This window comes from Bacteroidota bacterium (assembly GCA_016721765.1).
Classification (GTDB): domain Bacteria; phylum Bacteroidota; class Bacteroidia; order UBA4408; family UBA4408; genus UBA4408.
The window spans coordinates 270,411-291,292 of sequence record JADKHO010000004.1 but is presented as its reverse complement, the minus strand read 5'-3'; the positions used below and the strand labels follow the sequence as shown (position 1 = coordinate 291,292).

Annotated in this window: 19 protein-coding genes; 13 read left to right on the top strand and 6 right to left on the bottom strand. The window is 37.0% G+C overall.

The window, feature by feature from the left end:
- Positions 1-137 precede the first annotated feature (137 nt).
- A complete protein-coding gene (locus IPP32_15305) occupies positions 138-1,664 on the top strand; it encodes a hypothetical protein (GenBank protein ID MBL0049453.1) in 1,527 nt (508 codons plus the stop codon).
- A 24-nt stretch (positions 1,665-1,688) separates the two neighbouring features.
- Here the strand turns inward: IPP32_15305 and IPP32_15300 are convergent, their stop codons facing one another.
- Together IPP32_15300 and IPP32_15295 are read right to left on the bottom strand one after the other, a co-directional pair.
- Entirely contained in the window at positions 1,689-2,180 is a 492-nt protein-coding gene (locus tag IPP32_15300; protein ID MBL0049452.1) for a 6,7-dimethyl-8-ribityllumazine synthase, read from the bottom strand.
- Positions 2,181-2,439: 259 nt separating this feature from the next.
- Positions 2,440-3,120 (bottom strand): tetratricopeptide repeat protein, encoded by a 681-nt coding sequence (locus tag IPP32_15295; protein MBL0049451.1) that lies wholly within the window; start codon positions 3,118-3,120, stop codon positions 2,440-2,442.
- A gap of 85 nt (positions 3,121-3,205) precedes the next feature.
- On the opposite strand from IPP32_15295, the gene IPP32_15290 reads away from it, so the two are divergent.
- From IPP32_15290 to IPP32_15280, 3 genes are all read left to right on the top strand, one after another.
- Positions 3,206-4,453, top strand: coding sequence for a metallophosphoesterase (locus tag IPP32_15290; protein MBL0049450.1), 1,248 nt, complete (start codon positions 3,206-3,208; stop codon positions 4,451-4,453).
- Between the two features lie 101 nt (positions 4,454-4,554).
- Complete coding sequence (locus IPP32_15285) at positions 4,555-5,271, top strand: ZIP family metal transporter (protein ID MBL0049449.1); 717 nt, start codon at positions 4,555-4,557, stop codon at positions 5,269-5,271.
- A 24-nt stretch (positions 5,272-5,295) separates the two neighbouring features.
- Positions 5,296-6,693, top strand: a complete 1,398-nt coding sequence (locus tag IPP32_15280; protein ID MBL0049448.1) for an MATE family efflux transporter — start codon at positions 5,296-5,298, stop codon at positions 6,691-6,693.
- Between the two features lie 12 nt (positions 6,694-6,705).
- On the opposite strand, the gene pulA is transcribed toward IPP32_15280, so the two are convergent.
- Complete coding sequence (gene pulA, locus IPP32_15275) at positions 6,706-8,673, bottom strand: type I pullulanase (GenBank protein MBL0049447.1); 1,968 nt, start codon at positions 8,671-8,673, stop codon at positions 6,706-6,708.
- Between the two features lie 143 nt (positions 8,674-8,816).
- Between pulA and IPP32_15270 the strand changes: the two genes are divergently transcribed.
- Positions 8,817-10,622 carry a DUF4153 domain-containing protein gene (locus IPP32_15270; protein ID MBL0049446.1) on the top strand — a complete coding sequence of 602 codons (1,806 nt, stop codon included), beginning with the start codon at positions 8,817-8,819 and terminating at the stop codon, positions 10,620-10,622.
- A 48-nt stretch (positions 10,623-10,670) separates the two neighbouring features.
- On the opposite strand, the gene IPP32_15265 is transcribed toward IPP32_15270, so the two are convergent.
- A complete protein-coding gene (locus IPP32_15265) occupies positions 10,671-11,669 on the bottom strand; it encodes a membrane dipeptidase (GenBank protein ID MBL0049445.1) in 999 nt (332 codons plus the stop codon).
- A gap of 164 nt (positions 11,670-11,833) precedes the next feature.
- Here IPP32_15265 and fahA point away from each other — a divergent pair, with 164 nt between their 5' ends.
- Positions 11,834-13,108 carry a fumarylacetoacetase gene (gene fahA / locus IPP32_15260; protein ID MBL0049444.1) on the top strand — a complete coding sequence of 425 codons (1,275 nt, stop codon included), beginning with the start codon at positions 11,834-11,836 and terminating at the stop codon, positions 13,106-13,108.
- Here the strand turns inward: fahA and IPP32_15255 are convergent.
- Together IPP32_15255 and IPP32_15250 are read right to left on the bottom strand one after the other, a co-directional pair.
- Complete coding sequence (locus tag IPP32_15255) at positions 13,105-13,587, bottom strand: hypothetical protein (protein ID MBL0049443.1); 483 nt, start codon at positions 13,585-13,587, stop codon at positions 13,105-13,107. The two genes, fahA and IPP32_15255, sit on opposite strands and share 4 nt — an antisense overlap.
- Before the next feature lie 55 nt (positions 13,588-13,642).
- A complete protein-coding gene (locus tag IPP32_15250; GenBank protein ID MBL0049442.1) occupies positions 13,643-14,116 on the bottom strand; it encodes a hypothetical protein in 474 nt (157 codons plus the stop codon).
- 117 nt (positions 14,117-14,233) lie between these two features.
- On the opposite strand from IPP32_15250, the gene IPP32_15245 reads away from it, so the two are divergent.
- The 7 genes from IPP32_15245 (at position 14,234) to IPP32_15215 (ending at position 20,880) form a co-directional block, all read left to right on the top strand.
- Positions 14,234-15,790 carry a hypothetical protein gene (locus IPP32_15245; GenBank protein ID MBL0049441.1) on the top strand — a complete coding sequence of 519 codons (1,557 nt, stop codon included), beginning with the start codon at positions 14,234-14,236 and terminating at the stop codon, positions 15,788-15,790.
- A 151-nt stretch (positions 15,791-15,941) separates the two neighbouring features.
- Entirely contained in the window at positions 15,942-16,802 is an 861-nt protein-coding gene (locus IPP32_15240; GenBank protein ID MBL0049440.1) for an ABC transporter permease, read from the top strand.
- 7 nt (positions 16,803-16,809) lie between these two features.
- Positions 16,810-18,072: an ATP-binding cassette domain-containing protein gene (locus IPP32_15235; protein MBL0049439.1), complete on the top strand. Its 1,263-nt coding sequence runs from the start codon at positions 16,810-16,812 to the stop codon at positions 18,070-18,072.
- Position 18,073: 1 nt separating this feature from the next.
- Positions 18,074-19,147, top strand: a complete 1,074-nt coding sequence (locus IPP32_15230) for a DegT/DnrJ/EryC1/StrS family aminotransferase (protein ID MBL0049438.1) — start codon at positions 18,074-18,076, stop codon at positions 19,145-19,147.
- Complete coding sequence (locus IPP32_15225) at positions 19,147-19,848, top strand: WbqC family protein (protein MBL0049437.1); 702 nt, start codon at positions 19,147-19,149, stop codon at positions 19,846-19,848. Before IPP32_15230 ends, IPP32_15225 begins: the two co-directional genes overlap by 1 nt.
- A 58-nt stretch (positions 19,849-19,906) precedes the next feature.
- Positions 19,907-20,134: an acyl carrier protein gene (locus IPP32_15220; protein MBL0049436.1), complete on the top strand. Its 228-nt coding sequence runs from the start codon at positions 19,907-19,909 to the stop codon at positions 20,132-20,134.
- A complete protein-coding gene (locus tag IPP32_15215) occupies positions 20,134-20,880 on the top strand; it encodes an SDR family NAD(P)-dependent oxidoreductase (protein ID MBL0049435.1) in 747 nt (248 codons plus the stop codon). Before IPP32_15220 ends, IPP32_15215 begins: the two co-directional genes overlap by 1 nt.
- Positions 20,881-20,882: the final 2 nt, after the last annotated feature.

The window sequence follows — 20,882 nt, the reverse complement described above, 5'->3', positions numbered from 1 at the left end:
ACGAAGAGCTGAACGTAAGCGCAGAAGGGTGACCCTGGCAGAATACTAATCCGGTTTCATCCAGCCTCTCATTAGTCGAAATACCGTATTGAAAATTGATGCAAAAAATTAGATTTACACGATTTTTATAACTCAACATGAAAAAAATCCGTTACACGACAATCCTGCTGTTGCTTGTTCACTTTGCATATGCGCAGAAATTTCATATTACAAAAGGAACCGAACAGGCGCTTGAACCCGAGCACAAAGCATCCTTCAAATTTAACGAAGATGAAAAGTATATATACAGTTACGGGACTCGAGAAATGAATCACCTAAATTATTTTATTATCAAACAGGAAAAAAGTACACTCAAAACTTTATGGATCCTGGATACTAAATTCATTGATTTTCACATCCCAATTATTGAGTTGTATGAATACCCATTTACGCCTCTTTTTGCCGGTAATAAAATTTATTTGTTCGCTAAGATTTATAACAGGCAGGAACAGGAAGCTGAACTGATGATGAAAACAATAGGCACTGACGGCAGTGTGCTGAAAGAATGGACGGAGGTTTCTCAATATAAAACCGACAAAATGGGATCGAGGACCTGGAATTTTTCTATGAGCCTTAGTCCCGACCATTCAAAAATGATAATTGTAACACCTGTTGTTATTAACGATAAACCCTATATTGGGTCAATCCAGTTATACAACCCGATCAATATGGAAAAATCAGGTAATCCCATAAAAATTCCTTTGAGATACAAGTCAAGTGAAGCCTTTAACTCTAATTTCAACATTGACAACACTGGCAGAATTACCTACTTGGTCCGCTACCTGAACACTGAGAACGATGCTAGCTGGTCCTTCGCTCTTGCAATTTTTAACGATACAAATACTCCAACTTTCATTAACCTTGCAACTAGTCCCAAATGGTATATCGATGAAATCCAAACCCATGATGCCTTAAATGGAAACATAACCTTTGCAGGAATTTTCAAAGATTACAGGATAAAGAAAAGTGAGGAGGAACCAAGAACAGGTGCATTTTTTGTTACCATAAATGCCCAATCCAGCCTTGTAGCAAAGGAATTCACCTATTTCCCAAAGCTTGTAGAAGAAAAACTTGCTTATGCAGAAGGAACAAATTGGAAATGTGCCAATGCCAAAAATTTTAAGATCAGGGATATCATCGAAATTGGCGAGGATTATTACATGATCGCAACGCCCATTTATCAATATGCGGAAGGTGGCATTATTTACACTAAGGAACGTGATTTAATCATCTATAAATTTCAGCCCGACACCAAAGCGGATTGGATAAAATCATGTCCTAAAAACACAAGAAATACACTGAATGGATTTAATAAAATAGTCCACGATAATAAGATTTACCTCTTCTACCTGGAGCATCCCAAAAATATGCAGGAAGCCGGAAATGCAATTCCCGCGTATGACCATGAAAAGTACGATATGATCTATAATCACAGAGGATCTGTAATTGCTGCACTCGAGATTTCCTCATCTGGTGAAATGAAAAGGTATAAAATTGAAGCTCCGGATATTGATTGGTTTTACATTGCACAATCACCCAGCGCTATGAAAGACAAGGAAAACGGACTATACTTAAAAATGATCAAAGGAAAAAGTGAACGATATGATATTTTGACAATCGATTAAATTGCAAGTTGGTTCTTGCCGGAATTATTTTGATGTGGCTTGCAAAGCCACCATCTTAATAGCCGTCACCGCTGCTTCCACACCTTTATTGCCATGCTTTCCACCGCTTCTTTCCCAGGCTTGCTTTTGAGTATTGGGCGTAAGCACACCAAAAATCACCGGCTTATTGTATTTTAAACTCACATGCGTAATACCGTTTGCTACAGCATCGCAAATAAAATCAAAATGACGCGTTTCTCCTTGAATTACACAGCCAAGGCAAATCACTACATCAATGTTCTTTTCAGCAGCTAAAAACTGCGCTCCTAAGGTTAATTCGAAACTGCCCGGAACATATTTTTTCACAATGTTTTTACTGTCCGCTCCATGTTCAATCAAACTTTGGTAGCAGCCGTCTAATAATGCTTCCGTTATTTCAGTATTCCATTCCGAAACTACAATACCAAAGCGCATTTTTTTTGCAGATGGAATTTTGTTGGGATCGTGTTCGGAAAGGTTTTTTAAGGATGAAGCCATTTTTTGATTTAGGATTAAGGATTAAGGATTTGTGATTATTTGATTTTGGATTTAAGATTTGTAATTATTTAATTTTGGATTCAAGTATACAAAAAAATGGGTGTTGAGATTTAGTTTCCTACTAATTACTGAAAACAAAAGCCAGTCTATCCCATCAAAACAAAAAATCGCTACCAATTTTACTTGATAACGATTTTAATGAAAACTTTATCCATCCAATCGGCTAATTTGCTAATCAGCTAATCAGCTAATCAAAAAATTAAGCGCCAGCCAATGCTTTTGCTCTAGCCAAGTATTTATCAACTTCCCTGCCTTCAGTTGATTCAGCATAGTCGGATTTAATTTGCTCATAAATTTTAACTGCATTGATGTAATTTTTTTGGTCTTCATAAGCCAAACCAGCTTTCATCAAATAAATGGGAGTAGTAAATTTATTTTCTTTCAATTTAGCCGCCTTCAAATAAAACGAAATCGCTTCTTCTGCTTTTCCTAATTCCATGTTGGCATCGCCAATGGCTCCAACCGCAATTGGCCCAACAACCATGTCATCGCTTTCGAATTCGTTTAATTGGTCAATTGCATTTTGGTATTCGCCTTGTTTAAGGTAGCAAATCCCTAAATAATAATGCGCTAAATTTTCGGCTTTCGTAAAACCATATTCATCAATAATATATTTAAAGCCTTTAAAGTTACCATCTCCATTGATAGCCTTTTTGATAGAATCTTGTTCAAAATACTTTTCAGCCATGAACATTTCCTTTTGTGCTTCAATTTCTTTTGGACCTATATACAATTTATCCCATGCAAAATAACCTGCAATGATCAATAAAATACCACCGCCAATCACCGCAAGGCTTTTTTTGTTATCTTCAATATAACGTTCTGTTTTACTGTAAACTTCCTGAACGTCAACTAATACATCGTCTTTTTCTTGTGCCATTGTTTTTTAAAAATTGAGGTGCAAAATTAATTTTTTTTATCATCTAAGCACTATAATAGTTATACTTTTGCAAAAATTTTTATTTATGCATAACCGTTTTTGGCTAATTATTGTGCTAATGCTAGCAATTGATTTGTATTTTTTTCAATCAATTTCTACTTTACTTCGTAATTCTACACCTTCTCGAAAGGCTACTGTAACCTACATTTACTGGGGATTTACCATTTTTTCGGTATCCTTATTACTAATAAATTTTATTTATCCCTTTCGGGAATGGAACCAATACATTCGCATTTATGTTGTTGCCTTTGTTGTTGGAGCGCTCATTTGCAAGTTTGTGGGCAGTATTTTTCTGTTAACAGACGATGTTATTCGCTTATTTCGATGGTTGGGTACCTATATTTTGCCTTCCACCGCACCTGATCCGGCACATCCGCATTCCATTAGCCGCCTAAAGTTTATGAGTCAAGTTGCAGTTGTTATGGCCGGACTTCCCTATATCAGTTTAATTTATGGAATGATAAAAAGTGGCTACGACATTCGCATAAAAAACATAAAGCTCAATTTAGCCAATTTACCGGATGCTTTTAACGGCTTAAAAATTGCTCAAATTTCAGACATTCATTGCGGAAGTTTTACCACAACGCAGCACTTCGAAAATGCAGTGAAAATAATTAATGCACAAAATCCGGATGTGATATTCTTTACAGGCGATTTAGTGAATGATGTGGCAGAAGAAACCGATAAATTTCTTGAAGTATTTAGTAGCATTAAAGCCCCAATGGGCGTTTATTCAACCTTAGGAAATCACGATTATGGCGATTATGTTCAATGGGACAGTGCCGAAGAAAAAGCAAATAATTTAAACACGCTTAAAGAGAAGCACAAAAAGTTCGGTTGGCGATTGCTTCTAAACGAGCATGTACCGCTTCAAAAAGGCGAAGATAAAATTGCGCTTATTGGTATCGAAAACTGGGGAGCACGCGGTTTTACGAAGTATGGTGATTTGAAAAAGGCACATGCCGGCACTGAAAATTATCCTGTAAAATTATTGCTTTCACACGATCCGTCTCATTGGGAAGCCCAGGTATTAAAGGAGTATCCCGATATTGATGCAGCTTTTGCAGGGCATACTCATGGGATGCAGTTTGGGGTAGAAATACCAGGATTTAAATGGAGTCCGGTGCAGTATTTTTACAAACAATGGGCAGGCTTGTATCAACAAGGAAATCAATATTTATATGTAAATCGCGGACTGGGATTTATTGGATATCCCGGTAGAGTGGGTATTTTGCCTGAGATTACGGTGTTTGAGTTAACGAATAAGGGCTAGTTATAAGATTCAGGTTGAAGCGGAGTGATTTTTTTTAGCTCATAATTAATTTAGGGGGAATAGATTAAATATTGGAGTATGTTCAATAATAGTTCAAATTAATGACACTTTTAATTTTTGCTTTTTTATTTTTAAGTGCAGTTTTAAGCGGTATGGCGGCATTTCTGTTCGACCGTCAAAACAAAACCTTTTTGAAACTGCTTTTGGCGTTTAGCGGAGCTTATCTCTTTGCAATTTGCGTGTTGCACCTCATTCCTGAGATTTATATTTCTGCTAAAAGTTCCATCGGTGTGTTTATTTTGATTGGATTTTTTCTTCAAATTTTATTAGAGTTTTTTAGCGAAGGAATTGAGCACGGGCATGTGCATCTGCACAAATCCAACGAGCATAATTTTCCAATCGCAATTATGCTAAGCCTTTGTGTGCATTCATTTTTAGAAGGAATGCCTTTGGCTAAAATGGATAGTGGAAGCTACAATTCTTTGTTGGTTGGGATTATCCTACACAATATTCCGGTTGCCTTAGCGCTGGCAACAATGATGATTGACTCACATGTAAAAAGAAACAATGTAGTGTTTATGCTCATCCTATTTGCTGCTATGGCACCCATGGGCGCATTCACCAGTTATTTAATAAGCGATAGCCTCTTGGGCGATATTTCTATTTATTTTGATAAAATTATTGCGGTAGTGATTGGTATCTTTCTGCATATTTCTACAACTATCCTATTCGAATCCAGTGAAAACCATCGATTTAATCTGCTCAAGTTCGCCACCATAATTTTAGGAGCTTTTGCAGCGTGGATGTTTAGCTTTTAATACACCCTTTACTTCTTATTTTTTATGAGTTCACAAAATTCCACTTTATCAATCGCCACTTTTTGGAAAGCGATTAAGTTGTCGTTAAACGGTGAAGAGCAAGATTACACCCAAGGAAGCATGCGTAAAGCTGTGTTTTTGCTTGCCATTCCCATGATTTTAGAATTAAGTTTGGAAAGTGTATTTGCCTTGGTAGATATGTTTTTTGTTGGCAAATTGGGCGAAAATGCCATTGCAACGGTTGGTTTAACCGAGGCAGTTATCACTTTAGTTTATTCCATAGCAATAGGTTTAAGCACTGCCGCCACAGCAATTGTGGCAAGGCGCATTGGCGAAAAAAATCCTGAAGCGGCAGCTCATGCCGGGGCTCAAAGTTTAATTGTGGCCATGCTGGTTACCATTTTTACCAGCTTGAGCGGAATCCTCTATGCTGAAGAAATTCTAGGCCTTATGGGGGCCAGTGATGCCGTAATTCGCGAGGGTGCAATTTTTACGCGCATTATGTTCGGCGGCTGTTTATCCATTATTTTGTTGTTTTTAATAAACGGCATTTTCAGAGGAGCCGGCAATGCAGCCATGGCCATGAAAAGTTTGTGGATTGCAAGTCTTATTAATATAATTCTTTGTCCCATATTAATCCATTTTTTTGGATTAAAAGGTGCTGCAATTGCAACGGTAATAGGAAGAACATCGGGCGTTATTTATCAATGTTTTCATTTGTTTAAAGGCAGCGGTGCATTGGTGCTTAAACGAATTCATTTCAATTTTGACACAAAACTAATTCAGTCCATAATCAAAATTGGTTGGCCGGCTACTTTTCAGTTTATCATTGCCAGTGGAAGCTGGATAATAATTGCCCGTTTAGTTGCTGAAACCGGCGGAACGCAAGCTTCGGCGGGGTATCAAATTGCCATTCGCAACGTGGTGTTTTTTATTTTACCTGCTTGGGGATTAAGCAATGCAGCAGCCACTTTGGTGGGACAAAACTTGGGTGCAAATCTTTTGCAAAGAGCCGAACAAAGCGTTATGCTTACAGCAAAATACAATGTAATTTTTATGGCTTTTGTAATGCTTTTGTTTACGTTTTTCTCTTACCCCATAATTCACTTCTTTACAAATGATGAAGTTGTTGCGGGTTACGGAGTTAGGGCATTACAAATTATTGGTTCCGGCTATATTTTTTATGGTATTGGAATGGTGATGACGCAAGCACTAAATGGGGCTGGAGATACAAAAACGCCCACCCTTATTAATTTAGTTTGCTTTTGGTTGGTTCAAATTCCGTTGGCATATTTGCTGGCAAAGGGATTTGATTTAAAATCAACAGGGGCCGTAATCGCCATCCCGGCTGCCGAAATCCTTATTGCAACACTTTCCTGGTATTATTTTAAGAAGGGTAAGTGGAAAAAAATTAAAGTGTAATTCCTTCTGGAATTAATCAAGTCGATAATATATAAAAGCACTTGTGCCCGAGATTGTTTGTTTTGAACTCGCTCTGCTTAAGCCTTTTTCTTTCACACTGTTTCCATCCGATGCCAGTATCCACGTGCCTTCCGGCAATTGAACTTCCTTGTCATTGGAATTACCATTTAAGATCACCAAAATATTTTTCCATGAATCGCCATTGGCATGATTCATTATTTGGTACATCACTAGGGAAGGATCATTGCTTTCAATAAGCTTTAAATTTTTCTGAATCATTTTTGTAGAAGTCATCCGGAAAGCAGGATGCGCTTTTCGTAGTGCAATCATTCCCCGATAATAGTTAAACACATCTTCATGTCTGGATTTTAAGGTCCAATCCAAAGCATTAATCGAATCGGGTAAATTGTATGAATTCGCAATTCCTTGCTTGCTCCTCAAAAACTCAGCACCGGAGTGAATAAACGGAACACCTTGTGAAGTAAGCACTATGGCCTGACTCAGCTTATCCATTTTTATTAATGCTTCCTCTGATGCAGCAGGATTCCCAATCTTAAGTCGGTCGAATAAGGTGTTGTCGTCATGACAGGAAACATAATTTATACACTGATACGGTTCTGCAGCCCAAGGTGCTTTTGAGTAATTAACTGCACTGTAATTAACTTGTGGATGTTGCGTACTTGCTGCAATTCCAAACTTCACACTTTCAGCATAAGTTGTTGCGCCACTCACAAACCCTTTTTCGGTTACCTTATTATAAGGCCCATGCAAAGCATCTCTTAAATCATCGCTGAACGCAGCTATTTTACTCAATTTAAATGTATTTTTTTTAACCGCTCGTTGCTCTTCCGCCAATGGGCTTGCCCCCGCTGTCCAGCCTTCACCATAGATAAAAATACTAGGGTTAATTTTATGCAAAGAATCACTAATGGCATTCATGGTTTCGATGTCGTGTACGCCCATTAAATCAAACCTAAAACCATCCACATGATATTCAGTGGCCCAATAAGCAGCAGACGCTATCATAAACTTACGCATCATAGGTCTTTCAGAAGCGGTTTCGTTACCACATCCGCTTGCATCCGAATAATTTCCATCCGCCTTTTGGCGATAAAAATAATTAGGTGCAAATTGATTAAAAGGACTTTCTCGATTGGCAGTATGGTTATACACCATATCTAAAATAACCCTTATTCCATTGGCATGCAGTGCTTGTACCATTTTTTTAAATTCGAGTATACGCACATTTCCATCCGCAGGATTGCTGGAATAACTTCCTTCGGGAACATTGTAATTCACCGGATCATAGCCCCAATTAAAGGTGTTTAATTCAAGTTTACTTTCATCCACCGAATTAAAATCATAGGTGGGTAACAGGTGAATATGTGTAATTCCTAACTCTTTTAAGTGATCTATCCCGGTGAGTTGTCCTTGTTCATTGCGGGAGCCAGTTTCAGTAAAAGCAAGGTATTTCCCTTTTTGCTTCATTCCCGAATTGGCATGCATCGAAAAATCACGGACGTGCGATTCATAAATTACGATATCAGTAGCGTTCTTTAATTCAGGTTTTACATCCTTTATCCATCCTTCGGGATTTGTTTCGATAAGATTTACCACCATACCTCTTTTCCCATTAACACCAACCGCTTTGGCATATATATCCGGACTTTCCTCCAACCATTTACCATCTTGCATCACCTGAAAGGTGTAATAATTATTTTTTATATCGCCTTTAATTTCGATTTCCCAGGTTCCCTGCATTCCTTTATTTAAAGAATACTCAGCTAATACTTCCCCATCGTAACCGGCCGGATAAAGACGCATTTTTACTGCACTTGCTTTTGGGGCCCAAACTTTACATGTTGTTTTTTCGGGTGCGTATACAACACCTAAATCCTTTCCGCTATAAACGGGGAATTCGCTCACATTTATTTGAGCAAAACAAAAAGTAGGTATAAAAAACAAGCTTATTAATTTCATAGTTACCGATTTAAAAGTGGCGCAAATTAGAAAATATCTTTCGCTTGTTCCGCATACTAATTTTCGATTTAATCCGTTTCCAATTTCTGTCTTCTTTTGTAGCTATAAAAATCAGCATATTTGTTCACCCTAATCTCGTTGATATGAAAATTCCTTCTTTGCAAACCTTGTTTGGAAAAACCCTACATACTTTTTTACGCTTTCCTTTTGCGCTTCTTTTTAGTGTTTGTGCTGCCTCTATAATTATTTATTTCATTCAGGGTAATATTAATCCTGAGGGCAAGTATCATTATCTTTTTAATTTGCTACTCACTTGTTATTTGGGCATGTTGGCGTTTATAGCTTTGCCGGTTTTTGCTGAACGAATGAATTGGAATAAAAGCACAAGAGTGGGATTGTCTTTATTGACGCTTGCTATTTTGGCGCTTTTCTATTTTTATCTTCCCAATTATTTTGCAGCACAAAGTACCTTGCGTTTTGCCTTATACTCAATTGCGCTGCACTTGCTTATTTCGGTGCTGCCTTTTCTAAGAAAAAATGAGATTAACGGATTTTGGCAATACAACAAAAGTATTTTCTTACGCATTTGTTTATCTGTGCTGTATTCAGGTGTGTTGTTTGTTGGATTGTCCTTGGCTATAGTGGCAATTGACCAATTATTTAAAGTTAAAATTGATGGTAAAGCTTATGGATATTTATGGGTTTGTATTGCCTCCATTTTTAATACTTGGTTTTTTCTGAGCGGTTTCCCGGAAGAGGTTGCTAACCTTGAATCAAAACGTGATTATCCCAAAGGCTTAAAAATATTTACCCAATATATTTTATTGCCGCTTATTACGGTTTACCTGATTATTCTTTATTCCTATATGGCTAAAATTTTGGTGCAAAAGCAATGGCCGGATGGTTGGGTTTCTTATTTGGTTTTGTGCTTTTCTATTGCAGGAATTTTATCGCTTTTACTTATTCATCCGGTAAGGGAAGACGAAAAAAACAAATGGATTCCGGTGTATTCACGCTTTTTTTACGTTGCAATTTTTCCCTTAATTCTTTTGCTATTCTTTGCAATTAAGCGTAGAATTAGCGATTATGGCATTACTGAACCCCGCTATTTTGTTTTGCTGCTTGCGCTTTGGCTGCTTTTTATTGCCAGTTATTTTCTTTTTTCAAAAAGTAAAAGCATCAAATTAGTTCCCTTAACTCTCTGCATCATTGCAGTGCTTAGTTCGTTTGGACCTTGGGGCGCCTTTTCGGTTTCTGAAAAAAGTCAGCAGAGACATTTGAAAGAATTGTTGCAAAAAAATCATCGACTAAGGGGCGACAAAGCCATTCGTTCTGAGCAAAAAATCGGGCATGAGGATGCCAAGGAAATTTCATCCGTTGTAAGCTATATGGTTGAAACGCACGGCTATCAATCTATGCAAGACTATACAACTATTTCGCTCGATTCTTTAATGAAAGCTGATTCCTTGCAAGCTTCAAAAAATCATTATGAGCAAACCAAAAAAATTATGGATGTATTGGGGCTTTCTTATGTTTCAAAATACGAGGACATACAGTATGAGCATTTTAACTACTTCGGCGAAAGCGACACTATTATGGATGTTAATGGATATGAATTATTTATTCCCAATTTGGAATACAATGGTGAAGAAGTTTCACGCCAACACGTTCTTCAGAGCGATACCTATACTTTTATTGCATCAAGTGAAAATCTTCGAATTAAATTAAATGCAGCTGTACTTGAATTTAAATTAAAAAGTTTGCTGAAGGATTTAAATACTACTGAAAATAGTAATTCAACTTCTGTACCTGCTGCGAAAATGACCTTGGATAAAACATGCACCGAATTTTCAGCACGAGTGTTTGTAAAGCAATTGAACGGCATCAAAGAAGATTCAAAACTAAAATTGAACAATTATTCGGTATCTATTTTTGTTAAGAAAAATTGAACCGGACAATTTTCAAGACAGGCATTCTTTTCTTCCTTTTAAAAGGGCCTATGACCAAATTCTTTGAATAAAGTCAAGCACATTTTTGTTGCTTATTTTATGCACTTGTTCGGGCGAATACCGCTGAGTTAACTTTTCTAAAATTGACGGATAACAGGCTGCGTCGGCTTGTTCAGGATTAAAAAAGGGTTTTCTACTTTGATCTGGATGACTATCCGTGTAAAAATAATCGGCGCCAAAGCAAATTGTGTGCTCACCGCCTAATTCTAGCCCATGTTGAATGTGATCGTATAGTGCTTGCGGATCCTTGTCATTTAAAAATGCCCTCAAAAAATTCATTCCAATTAAACCTTTTCGTTTAATTATTTCTCTAGCCAAATCATCCGTTAAATTTCGTGCATGTGGAAAAACTTTTCTGAAATTGGAATGGCTTGCTAAGAGGGGGATATCCAAATTATATTTAGAAATATGATTCAACATGTCATCCGCCAGCTTATCGCAAGTATGCGAAAAATCAAGCGCTATTTTTTTATCGTGTAAATAGTCGAGCAACTTTCTGCCATCGTCTTTTAACCCAATATGTGTAGTATTTCCACCGCCAAACCGGTTTTCACCGTGATGGGTAAGTCCAATATAAAGTATCCTTTGCGTAATTTCTATTAATTTTTCCAACTTCTTAAATCCAGCATCCAAGTGCTCTGATTCTTCACAAAAGCCTGAGGCATTTTCGATGGCTGCCACACAAGTTAATTTGTGCGTTTTGGGTAGTTGACGTATTGCTTCCGCTGCTGTTGCCCTGTTTAGTAAAGCAGGATATTTTTCGAATAAATTTTGAAACATCTTTGCTTGCCCCAATGCCAATTGAGTGCTACCCGTTTGAGTTGCAGTGTAAATGGCCATCACCTGAAGTTTTACATTTCCTTCTGCCAAAGCCGGAAAATTACTCCCAATCCCTTCCTTTTTGGTTGGATCCGGATGAGGTGCTTCTTGCAAATAGCTGAGTAAATCACAATGCAAATCGCAACTAAAGGGCAGAGGCTCGTTCATTTTTTTAGCTTTTCTAAAAGTGAATTATTGACAGGATGCGTATAATTTGAATTAAGGTAATGGCTCTAAATTAAGCAAAATTGAGAATTGTTTTGTCTTGTAAATTTTGATGAAATTATCCATTCTTAATCTAAAACTCTAATTTAGCAGCTCAAAACAAAATAATGAGCAATACACATTTATCTCCACATACAAGCTGGATTCCATATTCGGCGGATTGTGATTTTACCATTCATAATATTCCGTTTGGAATTAGCAAATCAAGTACCGGTGCGTATCACGCAAGTTCAATAATTGGGAATTATGTGATCGATTTAGCGGCATTAAATTCACTGGGCTATTTTAGTGAATTAAGAATTGAGCAATCGGTTTTTGTAAATCGTTATTTAAACGATTTTATTTCACTCGGAAAAGAGAAAACAAATCGTATAAGAGCTATTCTAATTGAACTTTTCAGTGATGCTTCATCTAAATTAAAAGCAAATGAAGCGCACCAAATGCAGGTGCTTAAAGACAGTACCCTGGCTGATATGCAACTCCCGATAAAAGTATCCAACTACACCGATTTTTATTCAAGTATTGAGCATGCAACCAATGTGGGGACTATGTTTCGAGATCCAAAGAATGCACTTTTGCCCAATTGGCGACACATTCCTATTGGTTACCATGGAAGGGCTTCCAGCATTTGTGTTTCAGGAACAAATTTTCATCGCCCTAATGGCCAAACCAAAGCAGCTGATGCGGAATTGCCAACTTTTGGTCCAACAAAAATGCTCGATTTTGAGCTCGAAATGGCTTTTGTTGTTGGGAAGGAAACGGCACTCGGAGAAACCATTCCAATGGATAAAACAAATGAGTATATTTTTGGAATGTTGCTTTTTAACGATTGGAGCGCGCGCGATATGCAAACTTGGGAATATGTTCCCTTAGGACCTTTTTTGGCGAAGAACTTTGCAAGTACTGTATCTCCTTGGATTGTTACCATGGAAGCTTTAGAGCCTTTTAGAGTTGCTCAACCTACACAGGAACCGTCTGTATTGCCCTATTTGCAAGGAACAGGTAACAATAATATCGACATTCATTTACAAGTAATTCTTCAACCCGAAAAAGGGGATGAAATGGTAGTAAGTACTTCCAATTTTAAATACATGTATTGGAGTATGAACCAGCAATTGGCGCATCATGCAAGTAACGGATGCAACATGCAAATTGGCGACCTGTATGCCTCCGGAACCATAAGTGGCGCTACGCCCGATTCCTATGGTTCCATGTTGGAACTTACCTGGCGCGGCACTAAGCCAATTACAATGCCCGATGGAACTGAACGCAAATTTATTTTGGACCAGGATACGGTGATCATTAAAGGTTATTGCGAAAAAGATGGAATACGAGTTGGTTTTGGTGAAGCAAAAGCAAAGGTATTAGCGGCTACAAGTTAAACAATACTCGCTTCGGTAATACAACACATAATAATGGCAAGTATGTGAACAACCATCATGCGGTAGTAAAATCCATTTCGATTATATACGGAGATAAGTCCAAAAAATGCAAAGAATAAAGCAATTATGGATTGGATTGTCGAAAAACGAAGTGAATAATGCATAAAGCGCGTCAAATTACTTACTTCATAGGAAGCATTTTTTACATATAATTTACGTTTTAATTCGGCTTGATATTTTGGTTTCCCATAGGTTTTATTTATTACAACTTCCCCGGGAAGCTTTGTTCGATCGCTTTTATCGTTTGCGAGATGATAAACAACGGCTCCTAAAAATGCAACGAACAAAAAAATAAATACACCGGATGGATATATGCCATACTTACGCTTTCGTTTACTAAAACGCAGCATTAGTAAATTAATCAATACCAAAGCCAAAAAAATAAGAAGGTTTTGTATGTTAAATATATCTTCTAACATTTTTATTCGCTAGTAAAAACTTGTTTTTTAGTATGCTGTCAAGTTATTCCTTGAATCACACAATATTTAGTTCCATGCCCAAACAAAAAAGCATGCCAAGGCTATGCAATGCAAGCATTTTAAGATAAAATTCATTTCGTTTAAATACAGCTATCAAACCATAAAGCGAAAGCAGGGTGGCAATTATAGATTGTATCATTGTAATACGAATTATGTATCGAAGATAAAAAATAGAACGAATACTGCTCGTTTTTAATCCCTTTCCAACATATCCATAATTATTCGCTCCTGAATTGTAATTTTTAAAATTACTCAAAACTTGTATTTCACTAAAACGCACATCCTGTACTTTTTTATCGACATAAAAATAGACTACAACTTTGCCTATCCACAGTAATACAAAAAGAAACAAAAACAATTTTGCAGGAAAAAGTCCGTATCGCCTTTTTCTATTGCTAAGCAGTATAACACTCAGATTAATAAGTAGTAAACAAATAAATATGGTAATATTCGCGGTGTTAAAAAGCACTTCGGAGATTGTTAAATCGATAAGGTAGATAGCGCAAATAACTATTTTTTAAACAAAAAAAGCAAATCCGGAGCAATAAAGTACTTATTTTGCCCTCCAATAAATTTGATTTTAGGAATGAAAGTTGGGACTTCTTACGAACTAAATGCTGTGGTGTTAACTAGAGCTAAAGCTGCAGGTGTAAGCGATTTGGTTTTTCACATGATGGATGCACAGCTTGACGAAACAAGCCTCATGGGTTTTAAATTGCATGATACCAGTAAGCTTACTTCGGAGGGAAAAAATTATGCTTGGAATAAAGTAAAAATGCAATTAGATGGCCTCGAACAGCGCAATCCTAAGCTTTTTCAATTTCAATCTTATGATTTAAAGCAAGCCATTTTAAAGGATGTTTATTGGTCTTTAATCATGGATAATTTAATTGAACAAAAATGCCTTGAGATTAGCAATAAATCAACAACCATAATTAAATTGGATGCCAAAAATAATCCGCTGATGGATTATTTTAAATTTTTACTGCATTTGTTTCAACCTGTAAAATGGTGTAAAGGCATTTTGAATGGGGAAGGGCTTAAGGGTAAACTCGCCGTGCGTGTAAATTCAGTTGTGAGTATTGCTTATTTTGGGAAACTCTTTGACGTGCTAGGAACTAGGGCAGTAATCTACCAGTCGGCACTTGCACAGCAGCCGTCAAAAATTTTAGCAAACGAGCAACTGCAAAAAATTAAATGTTCCACATTAAGCTATGAGAATGCCTTTTTTATGGGTGATTCATTCAAGTTTTTGAAAAGTATATTCAACTGTCAGATTCGGTTTTTAAATCTGTTGCTTTTTACCAAGCGCAAACAAATTACCGCAATGAGTGAATTTAAAGCATTAGCACAAAATGGTGTACGTGGATTTTTACTTTGCGCCAGCGAAAATGAAGGTGAGGGTATTGTATCCGGATTAGTAGCGAAAATGCACAAAGTGAAGAGTTATAACTTTATGAATGGTACTAAAACCAAAGATTTGATTAACAGTTTTACCAATTTTGAATATTGGTTTATGCACGATGTTCGTATGCAAAAAATGCTCGCATCCATTTCAAATCAATCTGAACAAAATTTTCCCATAACCGGGCATTTAATGGAGGATATTGCAAGGGAACATGTGTATTCTGGTACTTTAGAGCAATGGAAGGGATTATTAGCGGGAAAAAAAGTAATTGCACTTTTTAGTTCCCCGACCTACTATATGGAGCAAATTGATGTTGAAAATCTTTTGTTGGATTGTTTAACCAAGGATGCTAATTTAATCGTATTGGTGCGGCTTCATCCGGGCGAAAAACATAGCATTCCGTTTAGCCATGAACGCATGATTTTGCTTCCCAATTTTAAGGAAAAATCAGCCCCGGCCTTATTCGATTTGCTGCTTCATTCTAATTTGGCTATTTCTTTTGCCTCAACCGTTTCACTTCAAGCGAGTTGGTTTGGGATACCCTCTGTAACCTTCGAATTTAGTGAAAAATCGTTGCTGGTATATGCTGATCAGGAAAAAATTCATCACATCAATTCCATAAAAAGCTTAGAAAGTTTTATGCTTACTTCGCTTCAAACTACACCCACTCCAATTGTGCATAACAACATGGAAAAATCAGTAGCTCAAAAGATGGCAGAGAAGCTATTTGAATAGGCAACTGTATGCGCATTTTTGTGCATTCAACGAGTGCAGCTTTAAACACTAGTTGTGCGGTTTTCATCACTTGTTTTGGCGATTAATTTTGTTACATTTGCAGCCGCTTAAAAAGAAGGGTAATTCACCCGCTTTTGTGCTATTAAAATTTATGTCGCAACAAACAAACGATACGGAGGAATGGACACTGGTTGTAAAGCCGGATGTGAGTCTATTGGATATACGATTACGTGAATTGTGGCGTTACCGCGATTTAATAGTGCTGTTTGTACGCAGAGATTTTGTGAGTGTTTACAAACAAACAATTCTTGGACCCTTATGGTTTCTCATTCAACCGATATTAACTACCATTACTTTTACGATTATTTTTGGAAGCATCGCAAAAATTTCAACCGACGGTGTACCTCCAATGCTGTTTTACCTTTCGGGACTGGTAGGCTGGAATTATTTTGCCGATTGTTTAAATAAAACATCCAACACATTTATTGGAAATGCCCAGTTATTTGGCAAGGTATACTTTCCGCGATTGGCTGTACCTATATCCATTGTAATATCCTCATTAGTTACTTACCTAATTCAATTTTTACTCTTCCTTGCATTTTACTTTTATTTCAATTTGGATGGGGCTAACTTACACATCAACAATGCAATTTTGTTGTTGCCGGTATTGGTGTTTTTTATGGCTTGTTTAGGATTGGGTTCAGGAATTATTATCTCCTCAATGACCACCAAATACCGTGATTTGCGCTTCTTGGTAGCTTTTGGGGTGCAATTGCTGATGTATGCCACGCCGGTAATTTATCCTATGTCGATATTATCTCCAAAAAAACAATTCGTGTTATCCTTAAATCCAATGAGCTCCATTATCGAAACTTTTCGTTATGCCTTTATGGGAACCGGATCATTAAATTATACCCATTTGGCATATAGTGGAATAGTATCAATCGTTATTCTGATTGTTGGAATAATTTATTTCAATAAAGTGGAAAAGTCATTCATGGATAACGTTTAAATTAAGTATGAGCGCAGTTATAAAGGTCGAAAATTTAGGAAAGCTCTATCGTTTGGGAGGTGTGGGTACCGGCACTATTTCACACGATTTAAATCGTTGGTGGGCAAAAATGCGCGGCAAAGAAGATCCTTTTTTAAAACTCGGACAAGCCAATGACCGCACTACTAAGGGCAGTTCAGAATTTGTTTGGGCATTAAAGGACATCAATTTTGAAGTGCAGCAAGGCGATTTATTGGGTGTTATCGGAAAAAATGGTGCAGGAAAATCAACCTTATTGAAAATCCTGTCACGTACCACCACACCTTCAGTAGGAACATACAAAGCTAAAGGTAGAATAGCCTCATTATTGGAAGTTGGAACCGGTTTTCATCCGGAGTTATCAGGTCGAGAAAACATCTTTTTAAACGGTGCCATTCTCGGAATGACCAAAGCCGAAATCCGTTCCAAGTTTGATGAGATAGTTGATTTTAGTGGAGTTGAACGTTATATCGATACTCCTGTAAAGCGCTATAGCAGCGGAATGTATGTGCGCTTGGCATTTGCTGTAGCAGCGCATTTGGAAAGTGAAATTCTAATTGTGGATGAAGTTCTTGCGGTGGGAGATGCAGAATTTCAAAAAAAGTGCATGGGCAAAATGAGTGATATCAGCAAAGGGCAAGGAAGAACCGTGCTTTTTGTGAGCCACAATATGGCCGCAGTAAAATCGCTTTGTAAAAATGGGATAGTTTTGGAGCACGGTACAACAAAATTCATTGGTAACGCTACTTCTGCTGTTAGTTATTATTTGAAGGGTGATTCCGAAACACAAAATAAAAGAACATTCGGGTTAGATTATCATAAAACTGAATTTACATTAAATGAGATTAGCCTGCGTAACAGTCATCAGACAAACGAAGATCCATTAACAGAAAATTCAGAAATTGAATTATTGACAGACATTAAGATACATGTTAAAAACCCTGATCGATATCATATTACATATCATTTGTTTAACGATATGGGTGAAGCATTATTCTCTTTTTCAAATGCTATGGTTAGCGGATTAAAACCTGGTGATAATAGAATGAAATGTATCTTCCCAAAATCCTTTTTTCAATCAGGGACCTATTACCTCTCAATCTTTATTATTGAAGATAAACGAAGCGCTATTTTTGTTGAAAAGGATATTATGAGTTTTACGGTTGTCGATTCAGGCAGAGCGCTAGGCCAATACATGGGACGTGAACCAGGCAACATTCGACCCTCTTTTAAATGGGAAAATAATACATGATATGATTCCGGTAACTAAAACATTTTTACCTCCCTTAGAGGAGTACACAGCCATTCTGAAAAGAGCTTGGGACAAAAGTTGGCTTACCAACAGAGGGGACTTGTCGCTCGAATTGGAAACAAAGCTCAAGCAATATTTAGGTATATCAAATATTACCTTGACTACAAATGGTACTTTGCCCATTCAGATTGCAATTAAAGCGCTGAATTTAACAGGCGAAATTATTACAACACCCTTTAGTTATGTTGCCACCACGGCTTCTATTGTTTGGGAAAATTGCAAACCGGTTTTTGTAGATATTCATCCCGATTACCTTACGGTGGATGAAACCCTTATTGAGTCAGCAATTACTCCGGCAACTTCCGCTATTTTGGTTACCCATGTATTTGGAAATCCTTGCCATGTAGAAGCGATTGAAAGCATTGCAAAAAAACACAACCTGAAAGTAATTTATGATGCTGCCCACGCTTTTGGTGTAAGCTATCAAGGTAAGTCAGTACTGGATTTTGGCAATGTGAGTACCTGTAGTTTTCATGCCACAAAACTATTTCACTGTGGTGAAGGAGGAGCATTTATATGTAAAGATGCTGAATTGCATGCAAAGTTATTTTACCACCATAATTTTGGCCACAAAAACAACCTCGAATTTTATGGCTTAGGCATCAATGCTAAAATATCAGAATTGCAAGCAGCAATGGGTTTAGCAGTATTTAATCATTTTGATTTTATTTTGGCCGAACGTAAAAAAGTGGTTGATTATTACGAACAAAATTTGCAATTACCCGCGTTAAAGAAATTGAAAATTAGAACCGGTACTGAATGGAATTACAGTTACTATCCGGTGATTTTTGAAAGTGAAGCACAGTTGCTAAAGGTGGAAGCAATACTCATAGAAAATAAAATTGTTCCAAGAAGGTATTTCAATCCATCTCTCAATACAGTTTCATTTAGCTTGGGTAAACAGATGCCGATTTCTGAAAGCATTGCTTCACGGGTAATGTGCTTGCCCTTGTATGTGGGATTAGCAGAGGCTGACTTAGAGAAGATTTGTATCCTCATTAAAACAACTATTTGATGACAAAATTAGCAGTCATGCAACCTTATTTGTTTCCCTACATTGGCTATTTTCAACTCATTGGGGCAGTTGATAAATTTGTGGTGTATGACGATGTTAATTTCATTAAGAAAGGCTGGATTAACAGAAATAATATCCTGATTAACAATCAAGCTAATCTTTTTTCGATTCCTCTAAAGGAAGCCAGCCAGAATAAACTGATTAATGAAATTTATATATCTGAAGATGAAAAATGGCGCAGTACTTTTTTAAAAACTATTGCACAAGCTTATAAAAAGGCGCCCTATTTTGAACCAGTATATGCACTAATTGAAGAGATTATTACGGCAGAGGTAAGTAAAATTTCAGACTTAATTGTTGCGAGCTTAAGCAGGCTGAATACATATATGGGCATTACGACTATACTCGTTGAATCGGCTGTTATATATGAAGCAGCGCACTTAAAAGGGCAAGAAAGAATTCTGGAAATTTGTAAGAAAGAAAAAGCAGCACAATACATAAATCCAATTGGTGGGCAAGAACTCTACTCCAAGGACTTGTTTAAAGAAAATGGTATAGCATTAAATTTCATAAAAACACAACCCATTCAATATGCACAGTTTGGTAAAGAATTTATACCTTGGCTTTCCATTATTGATGTGCTGATGTTTAATAATAAAGAGCAAATTAAAGTAATGTTGAATCAATACGAATTGATTTGATAAATAATCCGCGTTAATCCGCTCAAACAGTGTTTACCGCGTTCAATAAAAACAAAAAATGAAACTGAATACAATTTTAAAAGAGTCTTTCAATGCAAAGGAATCTGAAATGATGGACGAAACACGCTTGATGAGTTTTTCGGAGTGGGACTCCATGGCACACATGTTTTTTATTACCCGTTTGGAAGAGGACTATGCCATAGAACTAACAGGTGATGAAATAGCCGCCATGCAAACGGTTGGGGACATAAAAAAAGTAATTATTTCAAAAGGGAAAGAAGTATAATGAATTTGTCGGATGCACGTATTATCGTTACAGGCGGAGCGCGAGGGATTGGAAATTTTTTAGCCACTCATCTGGCAACACAGGTTGCACATGTTTTCATAATAGATAACAATAAAGAATTGTTGGATGCTTTGTCTCCTGTGCCAAACATCACTGCCCTACATTGTGATATCACCAATCCGGAAACAGTGCAAGTCACCCTGCAAAAAATTTTTAAAGAGCAAGGTGGTGCAAATGTATGCATCAACAATGCCGGCATTATACACAGTGAACCCTTGATTAATTTATTATCGAGGCCTGATAAAAAGCACAATTTAGTTAACTGGCAAAGAGTTATCGATGTAAATTTAAATGCGGTGTTTTACATGGGCGTAAATTTTGCCGATCAATTAATTTCTTCTAAAGGAAAAGGCCTTATTATCAATATTAGTTCAATTGCAGCTCAAGGAAATGTGGGACAATCCGCTTACTCCGCTTCGAAAGCAGCGGTTGAGGCTTTAACCAAAACATGGAGCAAAGAGTTGGGTATGTTCAAAATCCGCTGTGCATGTATTGCTCCCGGATTTTTTGATACTCCATCAACCCGCGAAAGTGTGAATGAACACATGTTGGATAAATGGAAAAAAAATGTGCCTTTAGCAAAGTTGGGTGACTTGACTGAATTGTTATCGGCGGCAAAATTTATTATTGAAAATGAGTATTTTAATGGTAAAATTTTAGCCTTGGATGGTGGATTAACGATTTAAGT

Excerpts from the sequence above, each read along its gene's own strand:
- IPP32_15270 (MBL0049446.1), top strand. The coding sequence starts at position 8,817 with ATGAAAATTCCTTCTTTGCAAACCTTGTTTGGAAAAACCCTACATACT.
- IPP32_15235 (MBL0049439.1), top strand. The coding sequence starts at position 16,810 with ATGAGCGCAGTTATAAAGGTCGAAAATTTAGGAAAGCTCTATCGTTTG.
- IPP32_15225 (MBL0049437.1), top strand. The coding sequence starts at position 19,147 with ATGACAAAATTAGCAGTCATGCAACCTTATTTGTTTCCCTACATTGGC.
- IPP32_15240 (MBL0049440.1), top strand. The coding sequence starts at position 15,942 with ATGTCGCAACAAACAAACGATACGGAGGAATGGACACTGGTTGTAAAG.
- IPP32_15255 (MBL0049443.1), bottom strand. The coding sequence starts at position 13,587 with ATGTTAGAAGATATATTTAACATACAAAACCTTCTTATTTTTTTGGCT.
- IPP32_15265 (MBL0049445.1), bottom strand. The coding sequence starts at position 11,669 with ATGAACGAGCCTCTGCCCTTTAGTTGCGATTTGCATTGTGATTTACTC.
- IPP32_15300 (MBL0049452.1), bottom strand. The coding sequence starts at position 2,180 with ATGGCTTCATCCTTAAAAAACCTTTCCGAACACGATCCCAACAAAATT.
- IPP32_15290 (MBL0049450.1), top strand. The coding sequence starts at position 3,206 with ATGCATAACCGTTTTTGGCTAATTATTGTGCTAATGCTAGCAATTGAT.
- IPP32_15285 (MBL0049449.1), top strand. The coding sequence starts at position 4,555 with ATGACACTTTTAATTTTTGCTTTTTTATTTTTAAGTGCAGTTTTAAGC.
- IPP32_15230 (MBL0049438.1), top strand. The coding sequence starts at position 18,074 with ATGATTCCGGTAACTAAAACATTTTTACCTCCCTTAGAGGAGTACACA.
- IPP32_15245 (MBL0049441.1), top strand. The coding sequence starts at position 14,234 with ATGAAAGTTGGGACTTCTTACGAACTAAATGCTGTGGTGTTAACTAGA.
- IPP32_15295 (MBL0049451.1), bottom strand. The coding sequence starts at position 3,120 with ATGGCACAAGAAAAAGACGATGTATTAGTTGACGTTCAGGAAGTTTAC.
- IPP32_15220 (MBL0049436.1), top strand. The coding sequence starts at position 19,907 with ATGAAACTGAATACAATTTTAAAAGAGTCTTTCAATGCAAAGGAATCT.
- IPP32_15215 (MBL0049435.1), top strand. The coding sequence starts at position 20,134 with ATGAATTTGTCGGATGCACGTATTATCGTTACAGGCGGAGCGCGAGGG.
- fahA (MBL0049444.1), top strand. The coding sequence starts at position 11,834 with ATGAGCAATACACATTTATCTCCACATACAAGCTGGATTCCATATTCG.
- IPP32_15280 (MBL0049448.1), top strand. The coding sequence starts at position 5,296 with ATGAGTTCACAAAATTCCACTTTATCAATCGCCACTTTTTGGAAAGCG.
- IPP32_15305 (MBL0049453.1), top strand. The coding sequence starts at position 138 with ATGAAAAAAATCCGTTACACGACAATCCTGCTGTTGCTTGTTCACTTT.
- pulA (MBL0049447.1), bottom strand. The coding sequence starts at position 8,673 with ATGAAATTAATAAGCTTGTTTTTTATACCTACTTTTTGTTTTGCTCAA.